The organism is Bradyrhizobium manausense, from assembly GCF_001440035.1.
Classification (GTDB): domain Bacteria; phylum Pseudomonadota; class Alphaproteobacteria; order Rhizobiales; family Xanthobacteraceae; genus Bradyrhizobium; species Bradyrhizobium manausense.
The window spans coordinates 218,532-238,955 of record NZ_LJYG01000116.1; the positions used below are offsets into that span (position 1 = coordinate 218,532).

Annotated in this window: 16 protein-coding genes; 12 read left to right on the top strand and 4 right to left on the bottom strand. The window is 63.8% G+C overall.

What is annotated here, in order from left to right:
• Positions 1-191 precede the first annotated feature (191 nt).
• The 4 genes from pimD to AOQ71_RS41245 all read right to left on the bottom strand — a co-directional run bounded on the left by pimD (position 192) and on the right by AOQ71_RS41245 (position 6,636).
• Positions 192-1,334 (bottom strand): pimeloyl-CoA dehydrogenase small subunit, encoded by a 1,143-nt coding sequence (gene pimD, locus AOQ71_RS41230; protein ID WP_057759497.1) that lies wholly within the window; start codon positions 1,332-1,334, stop codon positions 192-194.
• A gap of 183 nt (positions 1,335-1,517) precedes the next feature.
• Positions 1,518-2,708: a pimeloyl-CoA dehydrogenase large subunit gene (pimC, locus tag AOQ71_RS41235; RefSeq protein WP_057759499.1), complete on the bottom strand. Its 1,191-nt coding sequence runs from the start codon at positions 2,706-2,708 to the stop codon at positions 1,518-1,520.
• 39 nt (positions 2,709-2,747) lie between these two features.
• Entirely contained in the window at positions 2,748-4,430 is a 1,683-nt protein-coding gene (pimA, locus tag AOQ71_RS41240; protein WP_057759501.1) for a dicarboxylate--CoA ligase PimA, read from the bottom strand.
• Between the two features lie 109 nt (positions 4,431-4,539).
• Positions 4,540-6,636 (bottom strand): 3-hydroxyacyl-CoA dehydrogenase NAD-binding domain-containing protein, encoded by a 2,097-nt coding sequence (locus AOQ71_RS41245; protein WP_057759503.1) that lies wholly within the window; start codon positions 6,634-6,636, stop codon positions 4,540-4,542.
• A gap of 128 nt (positions 6,637-6,764) precedes the next feature.
• Between AOQ71_RS41245 and AOQ71_RS41250 the strand changes: the two genes are divergently transcribed.
• The 12 genes from AOQ71_RS41250 to AOQ71_RS49495 all read left to right on the top strand — a co-directional run bounded on the left by AOQ71_RS41250 (position 6,765) and on the right by AOQ71_RS49495 (position 20,417).
• Entirely contained in the window at positions 6,765-7,631 is an 867-nt protein-coding gene (locus tag AOQ71_RS41250; RefSeq protein WP_057759505.1) for an IclR family transcriptional regulator, read from the top strand.
• Between the two features lie 66 nt (positions 7,632-7,697).
• Complete coding sequence (locus AOQ71_RS41255; RefSeq protein ID WP_057759507.1) at positions 7,698-8,495, top strand: ABC transporter ATP-binding protein; 798 nt, start codon at positions 7,698-7,700, stop codon at positions 8,493-8,495.
• Complete coding sequence (locus AOQ71_RS41260) at positions 8,492-9,205, top strand: ABC transporter ATP-binding protein (RefSeq protein WP_057759509.1); 714 nt, start codon at positions 8,492-8,494, stop codon at positions 9,203-9,205. Before AOQ71_RS41255 ends, AOQ71_RS41260 begins: the two co-directional genes overlap by 4 nt.
• Before the next feature lie 12 nt (positions 9,206-9,217).
• Positions 9,218-10,096, top strand: coding sequence for a branched-chain amino acid ABC transporter permease (locus tag AOQ71_RS41265; RefSeq protein WP_057759511.1), 879 nt, complete (start codon positions 9,218-9,220; stop codon positions 10,094-10,096).
• Between the two features lie 2 nt (positions 10,097-10,098).
• Complete coding sequence (locus tag AOQ71_RS41270) at positions 10,099-11,115, top strand: branched-chain amino acid ABC transporter permease (protein ID WP_057759513.1); 1,017 nt, start codon at positions 10,099-10,101, stop codon at positions 11,113-11,115.
• A gap of 40 nt (positions 11,116-11,155) precedes the next feature.
• Positions 11,156-12,382 carry an ABC transporter substrate-binding protein gene (locus AOQ71_RS41275; protein WP_057759515.1) on the top strand — a complete coding sequence of 409 codons (1,227 nt, stop codon included), beginning with the start codon at positions 11,156-11,158 and terminating at the stop codon, positions 12,380-12,382.
• A 119-nt stretch (positions 12,383-12,501) separates the two neighbouring features.
• Entirely contained in the window at positions 12,502-13,728 is a 1,227-nt protein-coding gene (locus AOQ71_RS41280) for an ABC transporter substrate-binding protein (RefSeq protein WP_057759517.1), read from the top strand.
• A gap of 261 nt (positions 13,729-13,989) precedes the next feature.
• The gene (locus AOQ71_RS41285; RefSeq protein ID WP_057759520.1) at positions 13,990-15,219 is read left to right on the top strand and encodes an ABC transporter substrate-binding protein; all 1,230 of its coding nucleotides are present in this window, start codon (positions 13,990-13,992) and stop codon (positions 15,217-15,219) included.
• Between the two features lie 173 nt (positions 15,220-15,392).
• Positions 15,393-16,622 carry an ABC transporter substrate-binding protein gene (locus AOQ71_RS41290; protein WP_057759522.1) on the top strand — a complete coding sequence of 410 codons (1,230 nt, stop codon included), beginning with the start codon at positions 15,393-15,395 and terminating at the stop codon, positions 16,620-16,622.
• 202 nt (positions 16,623-16,824) lie between these two features.
• Positions 16,825-18,108 (top strand): glycerate kinase type-2 family protein, encoded by a 1,284-nt coding sequence (locus tag AOQ71_RS41295; protein ID WP_057759524.1) that lies wholly within the window; start codon positions 16,825-16,827, stop codon positions 18,106-18,108.
• Between the two features lie 207 nt (positions 18,109-18,315).
• Positions 18,316-19,811: sensor domain-containing protein (locus AOQ71_RS41300; protein WP_245317435.1), on the top strand; the 1,496-nt coding region annotated here is incomplete at its 3' end.
• A gap of 27 nt (positions 19,812-19,838) precedes the next feature.
• The gene (locus AOQ71_RS49495; RefSeq protein WP_283809642.1) at positions 19,839-20,417 is read left to right on the top strand and encodes an EAL domain-containing protein; all 579 of its coding nucleotides are present in this window, start codon (positions 19,839-19,841) and stop codon (positions 20,415-20,417) included.
• The last annotated feature ends 7 nt before the right edge of the window (positions 20,418-20,424 follow it).

Sequence of the window (20,424 nt, forward strand, 5' to 3'; positions counted from 1 at the left end):
GCGCGCAATTGCGCGCTAGGCCGGGACGACGCGGAAAGAGATTCTGCGAGGCTTACACCGCCTCTCCAGTGCGTCATTCCGGGGCGTGCGTAGCGCGAGCCCGGAATCCATTTCACCGCGCGTGACGCCGCCCGATGGATCCCGGGCGCATCGCTGCGCGATGCCCCGGGATGACAGTCGTTGTGTGTCGACTAGATCAACCCGCCCGCATCCGCGACGCGGCGCTGGTGGTAGTCGGTGTCGCCGAACGTGTTCTCGATCATGGTGAGGCGCTTGAAGTAGTGGCCGATTCTAGCCTCCATGGTCATGCCGATGCCGCCGTGGAGCTGGATCGACTGCTGGCCGACGAATTTCAGCGACTTGCCGATCTGCGCCTTGGCGGCGGCAATGGCATTGCTGCGCTCCCTGGCGTTCTCGAAATCGTTCGCCATGGTCGCGAACATCGACATCGAGCGCGCCTGTTCAGTGGCGACGAACATGTCGGAGGCGCGGTGCTGCAGCGACTGGAACGAGCCGATCGCGACGCCGAACTGCTTGCGCGTCTTGATGTACTCGACGGTGGTCTTGAGCGACTCATCCATCAGCCCGACCGCCTCGGCGCAGAGCGCGACGCGGGCTTCGTCCACCACGCGCTCGATCAGGGCCAGCGAGTCGTCGGGGTTGCCGATCGCCGCATCCGCGCCGACCTCGACACCGGTGAAGGTGATGTCGGCGGCGTGCAGGCCATCCTGGGTCGGGTAGGACTTCTTGGTGATGCCCCTGGCGCTGGCAGGCACCAGGAACACGCCAATGCCGGTCGTATCACGACGATCGCCCCTGGTGCGCGCGGTGACGACAAGCGTATCGGCGTTCTCGCCGTTGAGCACGACGAACTTCTCGCCGTCGATCACCCAGCCGTCGCCCTTCTTCTTCGCTGACGTGGCGACGTCGAACAGATCGTAGCGCGAATTCTTCTCGAGCTGGGCAAAGGCCAGCGTCTTGCTGCCGTCGACGATCCCGGGCACATGCGCCGCCTTCTGCGCCTCGGTGCCGGCATGACGCAGGAAGCCGCCGCCGATCACGACAGTCGCCAGATACGGCTCCAGCACCAGCGCCTTGCCGAGCGCTTCCATCACGATCATGGTCTCGACGCCGCCACCGCCAAAGCCGCCATCGGCTTCGCTGAAAGGCAGGCCCAGCAGGCCCTGCTCGGCGAGCTTGAGCCAGACGGCCTTGCTCCAGCCACCCTTCTCCTTCATGTACTTCTTGCGGCTCTCGAAATCGTAGGAATCGGTCAGCAGGCCGTCGATGCTGTCCTTGAGAAGCCGCTGCTCCTCGGTCAGGTCAAAATCCATTTCTTTGGTTCCTCGTACCCGGATCATCAGACTTCGTCATTCCGGGATGGCCCGAAGGGCCAGGCCCGGAATCCATTTCGCCTCAGCGTATGCGGCCCGATGGATTCCGGGTTCGCGACTTCGTCGCTTCCCGGAATGACGGTGGAAACAATGTCCTCCCCGCCGCGGCGGAGAGGAAGCAGATCAGAGCCCCAGCACCGCCTTGGCGATGATGTTGCGCTGGATCTCGTTGGAGCCGCCGTAGATCGAGACCTTGCGGTTGTTGAAGTAGCTCGGCGCGATCTGGGCGGTCCAGTCCATGGCTTCGTTGGAGCCGTCATCGCCGTGCACGTCGTAGGGAGCCGCGAAGGGGCCGATGACTTCCATCAAGAGCTCGGTGGTGGTCTGCTGGATCTCGGAGCCCTTGATCTTCAGCACCGAGGACGCCGGATTGGGCTTGCCCTTGCCGTGCTTGCCTTCGTCGGCGACGACGCGCAGCTGCGTCAGCTCGAGCGCTTTCAGCTCGATCTCGCAGGCGGCGAGCTTCTCGCGGAAAGCCGAATCCTGGATGATCGGCTTGCCGCCGGATTCGACCTTGCCGGCGAGATCGCGGATGCGGCGCAGCCGCTCCTTGGAAACGCCGACGCGCGCGATGCCGGTGCGCTCATTGCCGAGCAGGAATTTTGCGTAATCCCAGCCCTTGTTCTCCTCGCCGATCAGGTTCTCGTAGGGCACCTCGACGTCGTCGAAGAACACCTCGTTGACCTCATGGCCGCCATCGATGGTCTGGATCGGGCGCACGGTGACGCCCTTCGACTTCATCGAGAACACGATGAAGGAGATGCCCATCTGCTTCTTGGCGGACGCATCCGTGCGGCAGAGGCAGAAGATCATGTCGGCATGCTGGGCCAGCGTGGTCCAGGTCTTCTGGCCGTTGATGATCCACTTGTCGCCACGGCGCTCGGCTTTTGTCTTGAGCGAAGCGAGATCGGAGCCGGAGCCGGGCTCCGAGAAGCCCTGGCACCACCAATCGTCGACATTGGCGATGCGCGGCAGGTACTTCTTCTTCTGCTCTTCATTGCCGAAGGTGTAGATGACGGGGCCGACCATGCTGACGCCGAAGGCGAGCGGCTGCGGCGCCGGATAGGACTGCAGCTCCTCATTGAAGATGTAATGCTGCACGGAGGTCCAGCCGGTGCCACCATATTGCTTCGGCCAGTGGCTGACGCCCCAGCCCTTCTTGTTGAGGATGCGCCACCACGTCACCATCTCGTCCTTGGTGAGATGGCGGCCTTCCACCAGCTTGCGCCGCGTATCCGGCGGCACGTTGTCGCGGAAGAATGCCCGCACTTCCTCGCGAAATGCCTGCTCTTCCTTCGTGAATGCGAGATCCATCGGATCCTCCTGTGAGCGAAACCAAGCTTTTATTCTTCGTCATCCCTGGCGAGAGCCAGGTGTTGGGGCGGATTGTGCGGATTTCTGCTGCTGGCGCAATTCGTGGCGCGACAGTTTTCCGACCGGCGTGCGCGGCAGATCGTCGACAAACTCGACCGCAGCAGGCATCTCGTGCTTGCCGACCTTGCCGGCGAGCTGCGAGCGCAGCTCGTCGAGCGAGAACGGCTTTGCGTCCGGCCTGAGCTTGATGAAGGCTTTGGCGGCTTCGCCCCTGTATTGATCGGGAATGCCGAGCACGATCACCTCGTGCACGCCCGGGACGGTGTAGATCGCCTGCTCGATCATCTGCGGATAGACGTTGAAGCCGCCCGAGATGATCATGTCCTTCTTGCGGTCGACCAGGAAGAAATAGCCGTCGGTGTCGACATAACCGATGTCGCCGGTGAGAAAGCGGCCGTCGATGAAGGCCTCCGCGGACCCCGCCGGCTTGTTCCAATAGCCCTTGGTGACGTTCGGGCCCTTGATGCGGATCTCGCCGACTTCGCCCGGCGGCAGCACTTTTGTCGGATCGTCCAGCGAGACCACGTCGAGCTCGATGCCGGGGAGCATGAGGCCGATCGAGCCGGGCTTGTCGGGACCTGCAGGCGGATGGCCGGTGCCGGGCGAGCAGGTCTCGGTCATGCCCCAGCCGCTCCTCAGCTTCTTGCCGACCTTGCGCTCGAAGAAGCTTGCGACCTCGACCGGCAGCGGCGCGCCGCCGGAGCCGATGGCGGCGAGCGACGAAAAGTCGCGCTTGTCGAGATCCGGCAGCGCGGCGATCGCGATCCACATGGTCGGCACACCCGGGAAATAGGTGGCGCGCTTGACCTCGATGTCGCGCATCACGGCTTCGACGTCGAAGCGCTGGTGCAGCGAGATCAGATTGCCGCGCCTGATCGAGGACAGCAGCACGACGGTCAGCGCAAAGATGTGGAACAGCGGCAGCACGCAGATCACGCGCTCGACGACGTCGCCGCGGGCCGCACGGGCCGGCCTGCCCCAGACGTCGTAGATCGACACCGCCGAGGTGAGATTGCCATGCGTCAGCATGGCGCCTTTCGGCAGGCCGGTGGTACCGCCGGTATATTGCAACAGCGCGACGTCATCGGCCGCAACCGCCGGCCACTCTGCCGGCGCGGTGGCACCTTCGACGAAGGCCTTGAAGGTGACGATGCGGGGATCATCGGGAATCACCGCCTGCGGCGTGCCGATCTTGCCCCAATGATCGTCCTCGCAGACGACGAGGCGGTCGATCAGCCCCTTCTGCAGAAATTTCAGTGCCGTCGGCAGCAGGGCCTGGAGGTTCGAGGTGACGAGCAGGCGCGACCCGGAATCGGAAATCTTGTGCGTGAGCGCGATCTCCCCGTCCAGCGGCGACAGATGCGCAACGCGGGCGCCTGCCTTCAGCGCGCCGAAGAAATTGACCGGATGATCCGGCGTGTTGCCGAGGAACAGCGCGACGGACGTGCCCTTGCCGCAACCGGCGCGGAGAAACGCAGCCGCGGCGCGATCGGCTTGAGCTGCGAGCTCGGTATAGGTGATCGGACGGTCGCGGAATTCCAGCGCGGTGCGCGGGCCGTAATTTGCAGCGGCCGTCGCGAGCAGGTCAGGCAGCGTGCCCTGGACGATGGTGTCGTCCCAATGCACGCCCTCGGGGTAAAACTGTTCGCCGGGATGGGTCATGGATACCTTAAACCACACAAACCGTCATTCCGGGGCGCCCGAAGGGCGAACCCGGAATCTCGAGATTCCGGGTTCGATGCTGCGCATCGCCCCGGAATGACGCCAATCATCAAGCCGCCTTCGACTCGGCGGCCAGCGAGGCGAAGGTCTTGCCCTCCGCGGCGAGCTTCTTCAGCAGCGGGGCGGGTTCGAGGCTCGGGTCGTTGGTCTCCTTGGCGTAGTAGGAGAGACGATCGGCGATGTGCTTGAGGCCGACGCTGGCGGCCCAGTACATCGGGCCGCCGCGGTAGATCGGCCAGCCATAGCCGTAGAGCCAGACCACGTCGATGTCGGAGGGACGCGCCGCGATGCCCTCTTCGAGGATCTTCGCGCCCTCGTTGATCATCGGGTACATCATGCGCTCGAGGATCTCGTCGTCGCTGACCACGCGCTTCTTGCGGCCGAGACGCAGCAGCGTCTCGTCGATCAGCTTCTCGACCTCAGGATCGGGCAGCGGCGCGCGCGAGCCGGCTTCATATTTATAGTAGCCCTTGCCGGTCTTCTGGCCGAAGCGGCCGGCCTCGCAGAGCGCGTCCGCGATCTCCGACTTGATGCCGCGATCTTTCCGCGAGCGCCAGCCGATGTCGAGGCCGGCGAGATCACCCATCGCGAACGGGCCCATCGGCATGCCGAACTTGGTCACGACGGCGTCGACCTGCTGCGGCAAGGCGCCTTCGAACAACAGCTTCTCGGACTGCTTGCCGCGCTGGGCCAGCATGCGGTTGCCGACGAAGCCGTCGCAGACGCCGACCACGACCGGCACTTTTGCAATCTTGCGCGCGATCGAGACGGCCGTCACCAGCGCATCCGGCGCGGTCTTGTCGGCACGCACGATCTCGCACAGCTTCATGACGTTCGCGGGCGAGAAGAAGTGCATGCCGAGCACGTCCTGCGGACGCTTAGTCGCCTTCGCGATCTCGTCGATGTTCAGGTACGAGGTGTTGGAGGCGAGCACGGCGCCGGGCTTGGCGTACTGGTCGAGCTTGCCGAATACCTCCTTCTTCACCGCCATGGTCTCGAACACGGCTTCGATGACGAGGTCGGCATCGCCGACATTCTCGATCCCGACAACGCCGTTGATCAGCGCCATGCGCTTGGCCGGTGCATCCGCCGGAATGCCGCCGCGCGCGGCGGTCGCTTCCCAGTTCTTCTGCATGATGCCCATGCCGCGCTTGAGCTGCTCCTCGCCGGTCTCGATCAGAGTGACGGGAACGCCGGCATTGGCAAAGGACATCGCGATGCCGCCGCCCATGGTGCCGGCGCCCAAAATCGCAACACGGTTAACGGGACGCGACTTGGTGCCTTCGGGAACGCCTGCAATCTTGTTGGCCTCGCGCTCGGCGAAGAAGGCGTAACGCTGCGCCTTGGACTGGTCGCTGGCGACGAGCTTGAGGAAGCCCTCGCGCTCCTTCTTCAGGCCTTCGTCGAACGGCAGGTCGATGGCATAGCCGACGGCGTCGGCTGCCGCGAACGGCGCTTCCAGGCCACGCGACTTCTTGGTCATCGCGGCGACGGCATTGGTGAAGATCGAGCGGTCGGCCTTCGCGGCTGCGATCTTGGAATCGTCGTCACGCAGGCGGCGCAGCGGGCGCTTCTCGGCCAGCAGTTTGCGCACGAAGGCTTCGCCGCCGGAGGCCGGGCCCTCGATGATCTCCTCGATCAGGCCGGCCTTGAGCGCTTCGGCCGCGCCAATGGGGTCGCCGCCGACGATCATCTTGACCGCGAGCTCGGGACCGACGGCGCGCGGCAGCCGCTGGGTGCCGCCGGCGCCCGGCAGCAGGCCGAGCTTGACCTCGGGCAGGCCGAGCTTGGCTTCCTTGACCGCGACGCGGAAATGACAGGCGAGCGCGACTTCGAGACCGCCACCGAGCGCGGTGCCGTGGATCGCGGCAACGACGGGCTTCGGCGAATTCTCGATCTCGGACAGCACGTCGTTGAGGGCCGGCGGCTTCGGCGGCTTGCCGAATTCGGTGATGTCGGCACCCGCGATGAAGGTGCGCCCGGCGCAGGTCAGCACGATGCCCTTGATGGCGGGATCGGCGACCGCGGCCTTGACGCACTCCAGGATACCGCCACGGACTGCGGCACTCAGCGCATTGACCGGAGGGCTGTTGACCGTGACGATCCCGACTTCGTCATGACGCTCAAGCTTGACCACTTCGCTCACGGTTTCCCTCCTTGGTGGGATTTACTTTTGTTCGATTTCGCGGTGCGGAATTTAATTCCGCATCTTGACGGCAGGGTTATTTTGAAGCACGGACGTTGTCAACGACTCCGCGCAAGAGCAGATCAGGGATGAAGCGTACAGGAAAGAAGACCGCGAACGATCGGAATTTCGTCGTCGCGCTTTCCCGCGGGCTTGATGTCTTGCGCGCATTCCAACCCAGCGACGGACTTCTCGGCAATCAGGAGATTGCCGCCCGCACCAATCTGCCGAAGCCGACCGTTTCGCGGCTGACCTACACGTTGACGAAGCTCGGCTATCTGACGCCGGTTCCCCGCTTCGAGAAATATCAGCTCGCGCCCGCCGCAATGGCGCTGGGCTACGCGGCGCTCGCCAATCTCGGTGTTCGGCATTTGTCCGAGCCGTTCCGCGAGGAAGTGATGCGCGCGACGGGTGGCGCGGTCGCGATCGGCGGCCGCGACCGTCACAGCATGATCTATTTCGGACAGAGCCGCGGCAGCGAGACCGTCGGCGTTCAACTTGACGTCGGCTCGCGCGTCCCGATTGCAACCACTGCGATGGGCCGCGCCTATTTCTGGGCGCTGGGCGAGGACGACCGCGCCGAGCTGTCGCGCGTGCTGCGCGAGCATTACGGCAGCCGCTGGCCGAAGATGCGCGACGGGCTGGAGCGTTCCGGCGAAATGGTCGCCAAGCATGGCTTCGCGATCTCGGTCGGCGACTGGCACGACGACATCGGCGCCGCCGGTGTTGCGCTCAAGCTCAACGACGGAACCGGGCCCTACGCATTCAATTGCGGCGCACCGGCATTCCGCTTCACGGAAGAACGATTGATCAACGACATTGGACCGCGTCTGCTTGCGATGGTAAGGAACATCGAAGCGGCACTTGGCGGTCTGATGTCGCTATCCAAAAAAGACGACAGCAAAAAGCTGAAATCAGGAGGAAAAGTTGCGCGTGTGGCCGAGGGGATCAGATAGCCTTTGTCATGTCAGGGAGCGGTTCGCATCGCCCCTTCGCCCACTGCACAGTGTGGGCGAGACGAGATGACGCAGGTACAGCTCGCGCAGGGGACATCGCCTCTGCTCGCCGTTCGCGACGTCAGCGTCGTGTTCGGCGGCATCGTCGCGCTCAACGGTGTGTCCTTTGACATGCACAAGGGCCAGATCCTCGGACTGATCGGCCCCAACGGCGCCGGCAAGACCACGCTGTTCAACTGCCTGTCCCGCCTCTACCAGCCGTCGTCAGGCGACATCCTGATGGAAGGCGCGAGCATTTTGAAACGCCCGCCGCACCGGATCGCCGAGATCGGCATCGGCCGCACTTTCCAGAACGTGGCGCTGTTTCCGAACCTGTCGGTGATGGACAATGTCCGCGTCGGCACCCATGCCCGCACCTCCTCCGACATCATCAGCGACTCGCTGCGCCTCGCCTGGATCCGCCGCGGCGAGAGCAGCGTGAACAAGAAGGTGCACGAGATCCTCAGCTATCTCGACCTCGAGGAGGTCGCTCACACCACCGTCTCCGGCCTGCCCTTCGGCACGCAGAAGCGCGTCGAACTGGCGCGGGCGCTGGCGGCAGACCCGAAGATCCTGCTGCTCGACGAGCCCGCCGGGGGCCTCAACCACGAAGAGGTCTACATCCTCGGCGACCTCATCCGCAAAATTCGCGACGAGCGCCACATGACGGTGCTGCTGGTCGAGCACCACATGGGCCTCGTGATGTCGATCGCCGACCACGTCGTCGCGCTGAATTTCGGCAAGAAGCTCGCGGAAGGCACGCCTGCCCAGGTGCAGGCGGACCCCGACGTCATCAAGGCCTATCTCGGGAGCAAGGACCAATGACCGTTCTGCTCAACGTCAAGGACCTGCGCGCCTATTACGGCCAGGTCCAGGCGCTCCACGGCCTCACCTTCTCGCTCAACGAGGGCTCGCTGACGACGCTGCTCGGGGCCAACGGCGCCGGCAAGACCACGACGCTGCGCGCGATCTGCAACATGGTGCGCTCCACCGGCGGCATCGAGTTCGACGGCAAGCCGCTGAACAACCGCTCGACCGAAAGCATCGTGCGCTACGGCATCGCACACGTGCCGCAGGGCCGCGGCACCTTCACCACCATGACGGTGGAGGAGAATCTCCAGTTAGGGGCCATCACCCGCAAGGACAATGCCGGCATCGTCTCCGACATCGAGCGCATGTACGCGCATTTCCCGGTCTTGAAGCAGCGCCATACCCAGCAGGCCGGCACGCTCTCCGGCGGCGAGCAGCAGATGCTCGCGGTCGCACGCGCGCTGATGCTGCGGCCGCGGCTGATGCTGCTGGACGAGCCGTCCTTCGGCCTTGCGCCACTCGTCGTGCGCGACCTTTTCGGCATCCTCGGCAAGATCAACCGCGAGGACAAGGTGTCGATCCTGGTGGTCGAGCAGAACGCCCAGCTCGCGCTCGAGCTGGCCGACCAGGCCTATGTGATCGAGACCGGCCGCATCGTGATGTCCGGCAATGCCAAGGACATCGCCAACAACGAAGAAATCCGCAAATCCTATCTGGGCTACTGAGGAGCCGGCACCATGGAACTGTTTACCAACCAGGTCCTGGCCGGGATTGCCACGGGCGCGATCTACGCCTGCATGGCGCTCGCGGTGGTCATGATCTACCAGGCGATCGACCATCTCAACTTCGCGCAGGGCGAGATGGCGATGTTCTCGACCTTCATCTCCTGGCAGCTGATGCAGTGGGGATTGTCGTACTGGGTCGCCTTCCTGATCACGCTGGTGCTCTCCTTCGTCGCCGGCATCGCGATCGAGCGCATCCTGTTCAAACCGCTGGCGAAGGCGCCTGTTCTGACCAACGTCGCCGGCTTCATCGCGCTGTTCGCGATCATCAACTCCTCCGCCGGCCTGATCTGGGACTTCACCATCAAGCAATATCCGACCCCGTTCGGCTCCGCGCCGTTCCTCGGCAGCCAGCTGATCTCGACCCACCAGGCCGGCATGATCGGCGTCACCGTGCTGCTGCTGCTCGGCCTGTATTTCTTCTTCCAGTACACCCGGATCGGCCTTGCCATGCGCGCGGCCGCCTCGGTGCCTGAATCGGCGCGCCTCGTCGGCATCAACACCAGCTGGATGATCGCGCTCGGCTGGGGCATGGCGACCGCGATCGGCTCGATCGCCGGCATGCTGATCGCGCCGGTCGTGTTCCTCGAGCCCAACATGATGGGCGGCGTGCTGATCTACGGCTTCGCCGCGGCCGTGCTCGGCGGCCTGACCTCACCGTTCGGCGCCGTGGTCGGCGGCTTCCTGGTCGGCATCTTCGAGAACCTCGCCGGCACCTACATCCCCGGCGTCGGCAACGAGCTGAAACTCCCGATCGCGCTCGCGCTGATCATCTCCGTCCTGGTCGTCAAACCCGCTGGTCTGTTCGGCCGGCACATCGTCAAGCGAGTTTGATCATGAGCGCTGTCGAAGACGTCGTCACGGAAGCCCCTGCCGTCGAGGCCGTGCCGAAGCGGGCCATGACGCTGGGCACCGGTACCTCGGTGGTGGTGCTGCTGCTGCTCCTCGTCGTGCCGGTGTTCGCGAAGAATTTCGTGATCTTCCAGCTGACCCAGCTGCTCTATCTGGGCCTCGCCGTGCTGGCGCTCAACATCCTGACCGGCGGCAGCGGCCAGTTCTCGCTCGGCCAGAGCGCGTTCTACGGCATCGGCGCCTACATCACCGCCGTGATGATGGAGCAGTTCAACATCCCCTACTTCCTCTGTCTGCCGGTCGCGGGCGTGCTTTGCTTCGGCGTGGGCTTCCTGTTCGGCCAGCCGGCGCTGCGGCTTTCCGGCGTCTATCTCGCGCTCGCGACCTTCGCGCTGGCCACCGCGATGCCGCAGCTGCTCAAGCTGAATTTCCTCGAGAAGTGGACCGGCGGCGTGCAGGGCCTCGTCGTCACCAAGCCGGATGCGCCGTTCGGGCTGAAGATGTCGCAGGACATGTGGCTGTATTACTTCACGCTGGTTGTCGTGCTCGCGATCTACATCTTCTCGGTCAACCTGCTCCGCTCGCGCTCGGGCCGCGCCTTCATGGCGATCCGCGACAACGAGATCGCAGCCTCCGCCATGGGCGTCAATGTCGCGCTCTACAAGACGCTCGCCTTCGGAGTCTCGGCCGGCATCACCGGCGTTGCCGGCGGCCTCAGCGCCATCGCGGTGCAGTTCGTCGCGCCCGACAGCTTCACCATCACGCTCGCGATCCAGCTGTTCCTCGGCATGGTGGTCGGCGGCGTCGGCTGGCTGCCGGGCTCGATCATCGGTGCCGCCTTCATCATCTTCGTGCCGAACATCGCGGAAGGCATCTCCAAGGGCCTCTCCGGCGCCGTGTTCGGCGTGCTGCTGTTCCTCGTCATCTATCTCGTGCCGCATGGCGCAAGGCAGGTCGCGATCCTGGGTCAGCAATTCGCAAGCAGGCTCAGAAAGAACTAACCCCGCAATCAAGACCGTCGTTTCAACCAAGGAGACCGAATTGCCTTTCGCAAGAACACTTCGAACCGCCGCACTCGTAACGGCGGTCGCCACGCTCGCCTCCACGGCCGCCCTCGCGCAGAAGAAATATGACACCGGCGCGACCGATACCGAGATCAAGATCGGCAACATCATGCCGTATAGCGGTCCGGCATCGGCCTACGGCATCATCGGCAAGACCGAAGAAGCCTATTTCAAGATGATCAACGACAAGGGCGGCATCAACGGCCGCAAGATCAACTTCGTCACCTATGACGACGGCTATTCGCCGCCGAAGGCCGTGGAGCAGGTCCGCAAGCTGGTCGAGAGCGACGAGGTGCTCGCCGTGTTCAACCCGCTCGGCACGCCCTCGAACAGCGCGATCCAGAAATATCTCAACGCCAAGAAGATCCCGCAGCTGTTCGTCGCCACCGGCGCCACCAAGTGGAACGACCCGAAGAACTTCCCCTGGACCATGGGCTGGCAGCCCTCCTACCAGAGCGAAGCCCATATTTATGCCCAATGGCTGCTGAAGGAGAAGCCCGACGCCAAGGTCGCGATCCTCTATCAGAACGACGATTTCGGCAAAGACTACCTCAAGGGCACCAAGGACGGTTTCGGCGCCAAGGCTTCGAACATCATCCTGGAAGAGAGCTATGAGGTCTCCGAGCCGTCGATCGACGGCCACATCGTCAAGATCAAGGCCGCCAATCCCGACGTCCTCATGATCTACACGACGCCGAAATTCGGCGCCCAGACCATCAAGAAGACCGCCGAGCTCGGCTGGAAGCCGCTGCAGATCATCACCAATGTGTCGGCCTCGGTCGGCAGCGTGATGAAGCCGGCCGGCTTCGAGGCCTCCCAGGGCGTGCTGTCGGCGGCCTATGCCAAGGACGGCGCCGATCCGCGCTGGAACGACGATCCCGGCATGAAGAAGTGGGCCGAATTCCTCGACAAATACATGCCCGGCGCCGACAAGACCGACGCCAGCATCGTCTACGGCTACGGCGCCGCTCAGACGCTGGCCAAGGCGCTGGAACAGTGCGGTGACGATCTCACCCGGGCCAATTTGATGAAACAGGCGGCCAGCCTCAAGGACTTTGCGCCTGATACGCTGCTGCCCGGCGTCAAGATCAACACCGGACCGAACGACTTCGCACCGATCAGCCAGCTGCAGATGCAGCGGTTCAAGGGCGAGAAGTGGGAACAGTTCGGCGAGATCCTGAACGGCGACGTCGCTCCGGAGTGACGCGCTGACGCTTTAGGCCAAGGCTGAAAAGCCCCCGCGAACGATCGCGGGGGCTTTTTGTTGACGTCAGACATCAATCTTGTTCAATGCGGCGCCGATCCAGGTGAGGCAGGAGTGCGATGATCGTCGTTCGATTTCAGGTTGCGGTGCTTTTCGCCGCATTCGCGTTGTGCACTGCGGCGAGCAATCCCGTGCAGGCGCAGAAATCCTATGACAGCGGCGCCTCCGATACCGAGATCAAGATCGGCAACATCATGCCCTATAGCGGCCCGGCCTCGGCCTATGCCGTGATCGGCAAGACCGAAGAGGCCTATTTCAGCAAGGTCAATGCCGAGGGCGGCATCAACGGCCGCAAGATCAAATTCATCTCGTATGACGACGCCTATTCGCCGCCGAAGACGGTGGAGCAGGCGCGCAAGCTGGTCGAAAGCGACAACGTGCTGCTGATCTTCGGCTCGCTCGGCACCTCCACCAACAGCGCCATCCGCAAATACATGAACGAGAAGAAGGTGCCGCAATTGTTCGTGGCGAGCGGCGCGTCCAAGTGGAACGACCCGAAGCAATATCCCTGGACCATGGGCTGGCAGCCGAGCTACGCGGGCGAGGCGAAGATCTACGCCAAATACATCATGAAGGAAAAACCGGACGCGAAGATCGGCGTGCTCTATCAGAACGACGATTTCGGCAAGGATTATCTGAACGGACTGAAGGAAGGGCTCGGCGCCAAAGGCTCGATGATCGTGCTGGAGGAGCCCTACGACACCTCCGAGCCCGCGGTCGACGAGCACGTCGTGAGGCTGAAGACCGCAGGCGCCGATGCCCTCGTCAGCATCACCACGCCGAAATTCGCAGCGCAGGCGATCAAGAAGGCCGCCGAGATCAACTGGCACCCGATCCACATCATCTCCAACGTCTCGGCCTCCGTCGGCGGCGTGATCGAGCCCGCGGGCTTCGAGATCTCGCAAGGCATCCTGTCGGCGACCTACATCAAGGACGGCTCCGACCCGCAATGGAACGCCGATGACGGCATGAAGAAGTTCTACAACTTCCTCGCGGCATACGACCCGAAGGCCAACAAGCTCGATGCCGGCATCGTGTTCGGCTACGCCGCGGCGCAGACCATGGTGAAGGTGCTGCAGATGTGCGGCGACAATCTCACCCGCGACAACGTCATGACGCAGGCAGCTTCCCTGAAGGACTTCGCGCCCGACACGCTTCTGCCCGGCATCAAGATCAACACCGCACCCGACGATTTCGCGCCGATCAAGCAGCTTCGGATGATGCGGTTCAAGGGCAAGGCCTGGGAATTGTTCGGCGAGGTCATCTCGAGCGAGCTGGGCCATTAGCGCGGCTCGCGCACGGCACAGTCTGAACTTTTGAGACCGGCCTGACGCAACTCAAGGTTCGCGCAGGCGCGTGACGGCGGCAGTCCCGCCGACCGGAATATTCCGCGCTGCATCGATCAAATCGCATCCGCGACAGTCCCGCCCGGGGCGTTCTTCTTGCTGGCGCCGCAGGAAGGGTATTCAATATGACTCGGAGCGTCGCAACACCTGCGCTCCCAATCAAGAACAACCGACACATCGAAACGACCAAGGGAGATCAAGATGCCTGCAATGCATGTGCGTTTGGGGGCCCTTGCGGCTGCCCTCGCGCTCTCTGCGTCCCTGTCGACCGGGGCGTCAGCACAGAAGAAATACGACACCGGCGCTTCCGACACCGAAATCAAGATCGGCAACATCATGGCCTATAGCGGCCCGGCCTCGGCTTACGGCGTGATCGGAAAGACCGAAGAAGCCTATTTCCGCAAGGTCAACGCGGAAGGCGGCATCAACGGCCGCAAGATCAACTTCATCTCCTATGACGACGCGTACTCACCGCCGAAGACGGTGGAGCAGGCACGCAAGCTGGTCGAGAGCGACGAGGTGCTGTTCATCTTCAACTCGCTCGGCACGCCGCCGAACTCGGCGATCCAGAAATACATGAACAGCAAGAAAGTGCCGCAGCTGTTCGTCGCCACCGGCGCCACGAAGTGGAACGATCCGCAGAACTTCCCGTGGACGATGGGCTGGCAGCCGAACTACCAGAGCGAGACGCAGATCTACGCGAAGTACATCCTGAAGGAGATGCCGAACGCCAAGATCGCCGTGCTGTTCCAGAACGACGATTACGGCAAGGACTATCTGAAGGGGCTGAAGGATGGCCTCGGCGCCAAGGCAGCTTCGATGATCGTCCAGGAGGAGAGCTACGAAGTTTCGGAGCCCACGATCGACTCGCACATCGTCAAGCTGAAATCGACGGGCGCCGACGTCTTCGTCAACATCACGACGCCGAAATTCGCGGCACAGGCGATCAAGAAGAACGCGGAGATCGGCTGGAAGCCGGTGCATTTCCTCAATAACGTCTCGATTTCAATCGGCAGCGTCATGAAGCCGGCAGGAATAGAGAACGGACAGGGCGTCATTTCGTCGGCGTATCTGAAGGATCCGACGGACCCGCAATGGAAGGACGATGCCGGAATGAAGGCCTGGAACGAGTTCCTCGACAAGTACTACCCCGATGCAAACCGGACAGATAACTCCGTCGTCTATGGCTATACCGTCGCGCAGACACTGGCCCACGTATTGAAGCAGTGTGGGGACGACCTGACCCGAGAGAATGTCATGAAACAGGCCGCGAGCATCAAGGATCTTGAACTCGGAATGATGCTGCCGGGGATCAAGGTCAACACGTCCCCGACCGATTTCGCGCCGCTCTCGCAGCTCCAATTGATGCGCTTCAAGGGCGAGACCTGGGAACGATTTGGCGACGTCATCAGCGGCGACGTCGGCGGCTGACGGCATCATCGGCGCCAACAGCGACTAAAGAAGCAGCCCCTGCGGCCTCCTCGCAGGGGCTTTTCCTTGAAGCTTCCGGCCAAATCGGGTTGAATTGCACCGCGCCGCCAACAACCATGGCGACAAAGAAAAGGAGCGCGCGCACACCAAGAAATTGAAAAAGGGAGATTGGAATGCCCGCTGTCACCGGCAAGCTTGCGGTCGCGTCACTGGCACTCGCGCTCATTGCGGCCTCGACCTCCATCGCATCGGCCCAGAAGAAATACGATACCGGCGCGACCGACACCGAGATCAAGGTCGGCAACATCATGCCCTACAGCGGACCGGCCTCCGCCTACGGCATCATCGGGCGGACAGAAGCCGCCTATTTCAAGAAGATCAACGAGGAAGGCGGCATCAACGGCCGCAAGATCAACTTCGTCTCCTACGACGACGCCTATTCGCCGCCGAAGGCGGTCGAGCAGGCCCGCAAGCTGGTCGAGAGCGACGAGGTGCTGTTCGTCTTCAACTCGCTCGGCACGCCGTCGAACTCGGCGATCCAGAAATACATGAACTCGAAGAAGGTGCCGCAGCTGTTCGTCGCCACCGGCGCCACCAAGTGGAACGATCCGCAGAACTTCCCATGGACCATGGGCTGGCAGCCCAACTATCAGAGCGAAACGCAGATCTATGCGAAGTGGCTGCTCAAGAACAAGCCGGACGCCAAGATCGCCGTGCTGTTCCAGAACGACGACTACGGCAAGGACTATCTCAAGGGGCTGAAGGACGGCCTGGGTGCCAAGGCGGCGAGCATGATCGTCGCCGAGGAGAGCTATGAGACCTCCGAGCCGACCATCGACAACCACATGGTCAAGCTGAAGTCGAGCGGCGCCGACGTGTTCATGAACATCACGACGCCGAAATTCGCGGCACAAGCGATCAAGAAGGTCGCCGAGATCGGCTGGAAACCGCTGCACTTCCTCAACAACGTGTCGGCCTCCGTCGGCAGCGTGCTCAAGCCCGCGGGCTTCGAAAACGCGCAGGACATTATTTCCGCCGACTATCTGAAGGACGTGTCGGACCCGCAGTGGAAGAATGATCCAGGCATGAAGGATTTCATCACTTTCATGGACAAGTACTTTCCGGATGGCGACAAGCTCGACCATGGCACCATCGTCGGCTACGGCGTGGCGCAGACCCTGGTCCAGGTCCTGAAGCAGTGCGGAGATGATCTCACCCGCGCGAACGTCATGAAGCAGGCCGCGAGCCTGAAGGACTTCCGCACCGAGGTGCTGCTGCCGGGCATCCAGATCAACACCTCCCCGACCGACTTTGCCCCGATCAGCCAGCTGCAGCTGGAGCGGTTCAAGGGCGAGAAGTGGGACCTGTTCGGCGACGTGATCAGCGCCGACGTCGGCGGCTAGACCCGACAAGCCCGACAATAGCAAGGCCCCTGCGAGACGATCGCAGGGGCCTTTTGCTATCTGCCGTTTTTGATTACGCGATTGCACAATCGAATGATGGTAAAGGCTGCTTACCCTTTCGCGCCCGATGCGCTAGGCAGGGGCATGGCGACGTCCTCGCCACAGCTTTAGTCTGCTCAAGAGTTAGCCGAAAGCCATCGTCATGACCGACCGACGTCCCCTGCTCCGCGCGCTCTATGATGCCGCGGTGGCCGCCGCCCATCCGAACACGATCCTGGCGCCTCACTTGCGTCCCGCACCGAAGGGGCGCGTGATCTGCCTCGCCGCCGGCAAAGGCGCCGCCGCGATGGCTGCGGCCGCGGAGCGGCACTATCTCGACACGCTGGGGCTCGCGCCGGAACGCCTCGTCGGCATCGCCACCACGCGCCACGGCTACGGCGTGCCGACGCGCCGGATCCGCGTGGTCGAGGCCGGCCATCCCGTGCCCGACGAGGCCGGCCTGAAAGGCGCCGCCGACACGCTCGCGCTGGCGAGCGAGGCCGGCCCCGACGATCTGCTGCTGGTGCTGCTCACCGGCGGCGGCTCGGCAAACTGGATCGCGCCGGTGGACGGGATCAGCTTTGCGCAGAAGCAGGCGGTCAACAAGGCGCTGCTGCGCTCGGGCGCGCCGATCGGCGAGATGAATGTCGTGCGCAAGCATCTGTCGCGCATCAAGGGCGGACGTCTGGCACGCGCCGGCCAGAACGCCGCGGCAATCGTGACGCTCGCGATCTCCGACGTGCCGCATGACGACCCTTCCGCGATCGCCTCCGGTCCGACCGTGCCTGACACGACCACGCTGGCCGACGCGCGTGCGATCGTCGCGAAGTACAAGCTCGCCATCGACGATGCCGTCGCGCACGCGCTCGACAATCCCGCCAACGAAAGCGCCAAGCCCGGTGATGCGGCCTTCGCACGCGCCTCGTTCGAGCTGATCGCGCGCCCCAAGCAATCGCTGGATGCCGCGGTGAAACTTGCGAAGGAGGCCGGCTACGAGGCCATCGATCTCGGCGCCGATCTCGAAGGCGAGGCCCGCGAGGTCGCGGCCGATCACGCCAGGCTTGCGCTCCAGGCCCGCGCGCAAGGCAAGCGTGTCGCCATCCTCTCCGGCGGCGAGCTCACGGTGACCGTGCGCGGCCAGGGGCGCGGCGGCCCCAACCAGGAATACGCGCTGGCGCTGGCCTCGCTGTTGAAGGACACGCCTGACATCGCGGCGCTTGCCGGCGACACCGACGGCGCCGACGGCGGCGCCGGCCATCCCACCGATCCCGCCGGCGCGCTGATCGATGCGGCGACGTTCGCCAAGATGAAGGCGCAAGGGCTTCAGCCACAGGCCTATCTGGACAACAACGACGCCACGACCTTCTTCGAAGCGACGGGCGACCTGCTGCAGCCGGGACCGACATTGACCAACGTGAACGACATCAGGGTGATCCTGGTCGACTGACGCCGCGGCGGCCGAAACCGTCTGCGACCGAGGGATCGCCATGGTTAAGGATCTCTGACTCCGCGCCGTACTGCGCCAAGCCGGTCACCGGAATCGCTGTCCTTAACCTCGCGTTCGCCGCAGTTTGAGGAACCTGCTGCTTATTTGGGCAAATCGTTGGGCTCGTTCACCACCGCCTGCTCTAATGCGCGCTCGGGGGCAATGCGCATGACTGAGAGTGACAGGCAGGTGGAAGGCATCGATCCGCTCGTGCTCGGCGAACTGCTGGCGTGCGCCACCAGCAATCTGTGGCTTGGAATCATCCTCTTCAGCAGCGACCGCAAGGTGATTTTCTGCAATCCGCGCTACCGCGAGATGTACGGCCTGTCACCCGAACAGGTTCGTCCGGGCACGCCGATCAAGGACCTGATCGAGCATCGGCTCAAGCTGGGCCTCAACATTCGCGGCGAAGCCGGCGCCTATGTCCGCGCCCGTACCGAAGGTTCGATCGCCAGCGAGCGGACCGTCCAGCAATTCGACGACGGCCGGATCATCGCCTACACCATCCACCCCCTGCCCGGTGGCGGCGGCATGGCGACCCACGAGGACATCACCGAGCGCGAGGAGCTCAGCGCGCGGCTGCAGGAACGCAATTTCCAGTTCGACATCGCCATCAACAACATGTCGCACGGGCTCTGCTTCTTCGACGCCGACCATCGGCTGCGGGTCTGCAATGCGCGCTATATCGACATGTACGGCCTGTCGCCCGATCACGTCGGGCCCGGCACACCGCTGGCGGAGATCCTCGACATGCGTTTCGAGGCCGGCAGCGTGCCGGCGATGACGCGCGAGGAATATGCCAGATGGCGGACCGATGTCGCCACGTCGGCCGAGCCCACCGACAGCATCGTCGAGATGCGGAACGGACGCACCTTCAAGATCAGGCACCGTCCGATGCCGGATCTCGGCTGGGTCGCAACCCACGAAGACATCACCGAGCAAAGGAAGGCGGAGCTGCAGATTGCGCATATGGCGCATCATGACGCGCTGACGGACCTCGCCAACCGTGCGCTGCTCGGCCAGCGGCTCGGCCAAGCGCTCGAACAAGGCGGCCTGTTCGCCGTGCATCACATCGATCTCGACAAGTTCAAGGCCGTCAACGACACGCTCGGTCACCAGGCCGGCGACATCGTGCTCCGGGAGGTCAGCCGCCGCCTGCGGCGGCTCGCACGGGAGAGCGACACGATCGCGCGCATGGGCGGCGATGAATTCGTGATCCTGCAGACGCCGATTTCAGGCCAAGGCGACGCAGAGGTGCTGGCGCGCGAGGTGGTGAGCGCATTGAGCGCACCGTTCGAGCTCGACGAACACCAGGCCATTGCCGGCGCGAGCGTCGGCATCGCCGTTGCGCCGCGCGACGGCACGACGCCCGAGCAACTCCTGCACAATGCCGACGTCGCGCTGTACCGGGCCAAAAGCAACGGTCGCGGCGTCCACCGCTTCTTCGATCCGACCATGGACGAAGAGGCGCAGAACCGTCGCGCGCTGGAGCGCGATCTGCGCAAGGGCCTTGCGGCCGGCGAGTTCGAGCTGCACTACCAGCCGATCGTGAAAGCCAGCGGCCACGAGATCAGCGGGTTCGAAGCCCTGATCCGCTGGCACCATCCGCGGCGCGGGCTGGTCGCGCCCGGCGGCTTCATCCCGCTCGCGGAGGAGATCGGCTTNGCTTGATCGTGCCGATCGGGGAGTGGGTGATCCGGCAGGCCTGCGCCACCGCGAGCCGGTGGCCGAACCATCTGCACGTCGCCGTCAACATCTCGGCCGTGCAATTCCGCCAGCCGGGCCTGGCTGAGGTGATCGTCAGCGCGCTGGCGGCCACCGGGCTTGATCCGGGACGACTCGAGATCGAGATCACGGAAAGCGTGCTGATCCAGGACCGCGATGGCGCGCTCGCGACGCTGCGCCAGCTCCGCGCGCTGGGTGTCAGGATCGCCATGGACGATTTCGGCACCGGCTATTCGTCGCTGACCTATTTGCAATGCTTCCCGTTCGACAAGATCAAGATCGACAGGTCCTTCGTCGGCGGCGTCGGCAACGATGCGGGGTCGCTCAGCATCGTGCGGGCGGTGGCGGCACTGGCGCAGGGCATGGGCATGACCACCACGGCAGAGGGCGTCGAGACCGACGAGCAGCGCGAGCGGATTTCGGCGGAGGGCTGCAACGAGATGCAGGGCTATCTGTTCAGCCCGCCTTTGCCCGCCGCGGAGATCGAGCGCCGTTTCCTCGCCGCTGACAGGCCCGCCATGCCGGACCGGATCGCCGCGGCGTAGTGGGCGC

Excerpts from the sequence above, each read along its gene's own strand:
- pimD (WP_057759497.1), bottom strand. The coding sequence starts at position 1,334 with ATGGATTTTGACCTGACCGAGGAGCAGCGGCTTCTCAAGGACAGCATC.
- pimC (WP_057759499.1), bottom strand. The coding sequence starts at position 2,708 with ATGGATCTCGCATTCACGAAGGAAGAGCAGGCATTTCGCGAGGAAGTG.
- pimA (WP_057759501.1), bottom strand. The coding sequence starts at position 4,430 with ATGACCCATCCCGGCGAACAGTTTTACCCCGAGGGCGTGCATTGGGAC.
- AOQ71_RS41250 (WP_057759505.1), top strand. The coding sequence starts at position 6,765 with ATGAAGCGTACAGGAAAGAAGACCGCGAACGATCGGAATTTCGTCGTC.
- AOQ71_RS41255 (WP_057759507.1), top strand. The coding sequence starts at position 7,698 with ATGACGCAGGTACAGCTCGCGCAGGGGACATCGCCTCTGCTCGCCGTT.
- AOQ71_RS41260 (WP_057759509.1), top strand. The coding sequence starts at position 8,492 with ATGACCGTTCTGCTCAACGTCAAGGACCTGCGCGCCTATTACGGCCAG.
- AOQ71_RS41265 (WP_057759511.1), top strand. The coding sequence starts at position 9,218 with ATGGAACTGTTTACCAACCAGGTCCTGGCCGGGATTGCCACGGGCGCG.
- AOQ71_RS41270 (WP_057759513.1), top strand. The coding sequence starts at position 10,099 with ATGAGCGCTGTCGAAGACGTCGTCACGGAAGCCCCTGCCGTCGAGGCC.
- AOQ71_RS41280 (WP_057759517.1), top strand. The coding sequence starts at position 12,502 with ATGATCGTCGTTCGATTTCAGGTTGCGGTGCTTTTCGCCGCATTCGCG.
- AOQ71_RS41285 (WP_057759520.1), top strand. The coding sequence starts at position 13,990 with ATGCCTGCAATGCATGTGCGTTTGGGGGCCCTTGCGGCTGCCCTCGCG.
- AOQ71_RS41290 (WP_057759522.1), top strand. The coding sequence starts at position 15,393 with ATGCCCGCTGTCACCGGCAAGCTTGCGGTCGCGTCACTGGCACTCGCG.
- AOQ71_RS41295 (WP_057759524.1), top strand. The coding sequence starts at position 16,825 with ATGACCGACCGACGTCCCCTGCTCCGCGCGCTCTATGATGCCGCGGTG.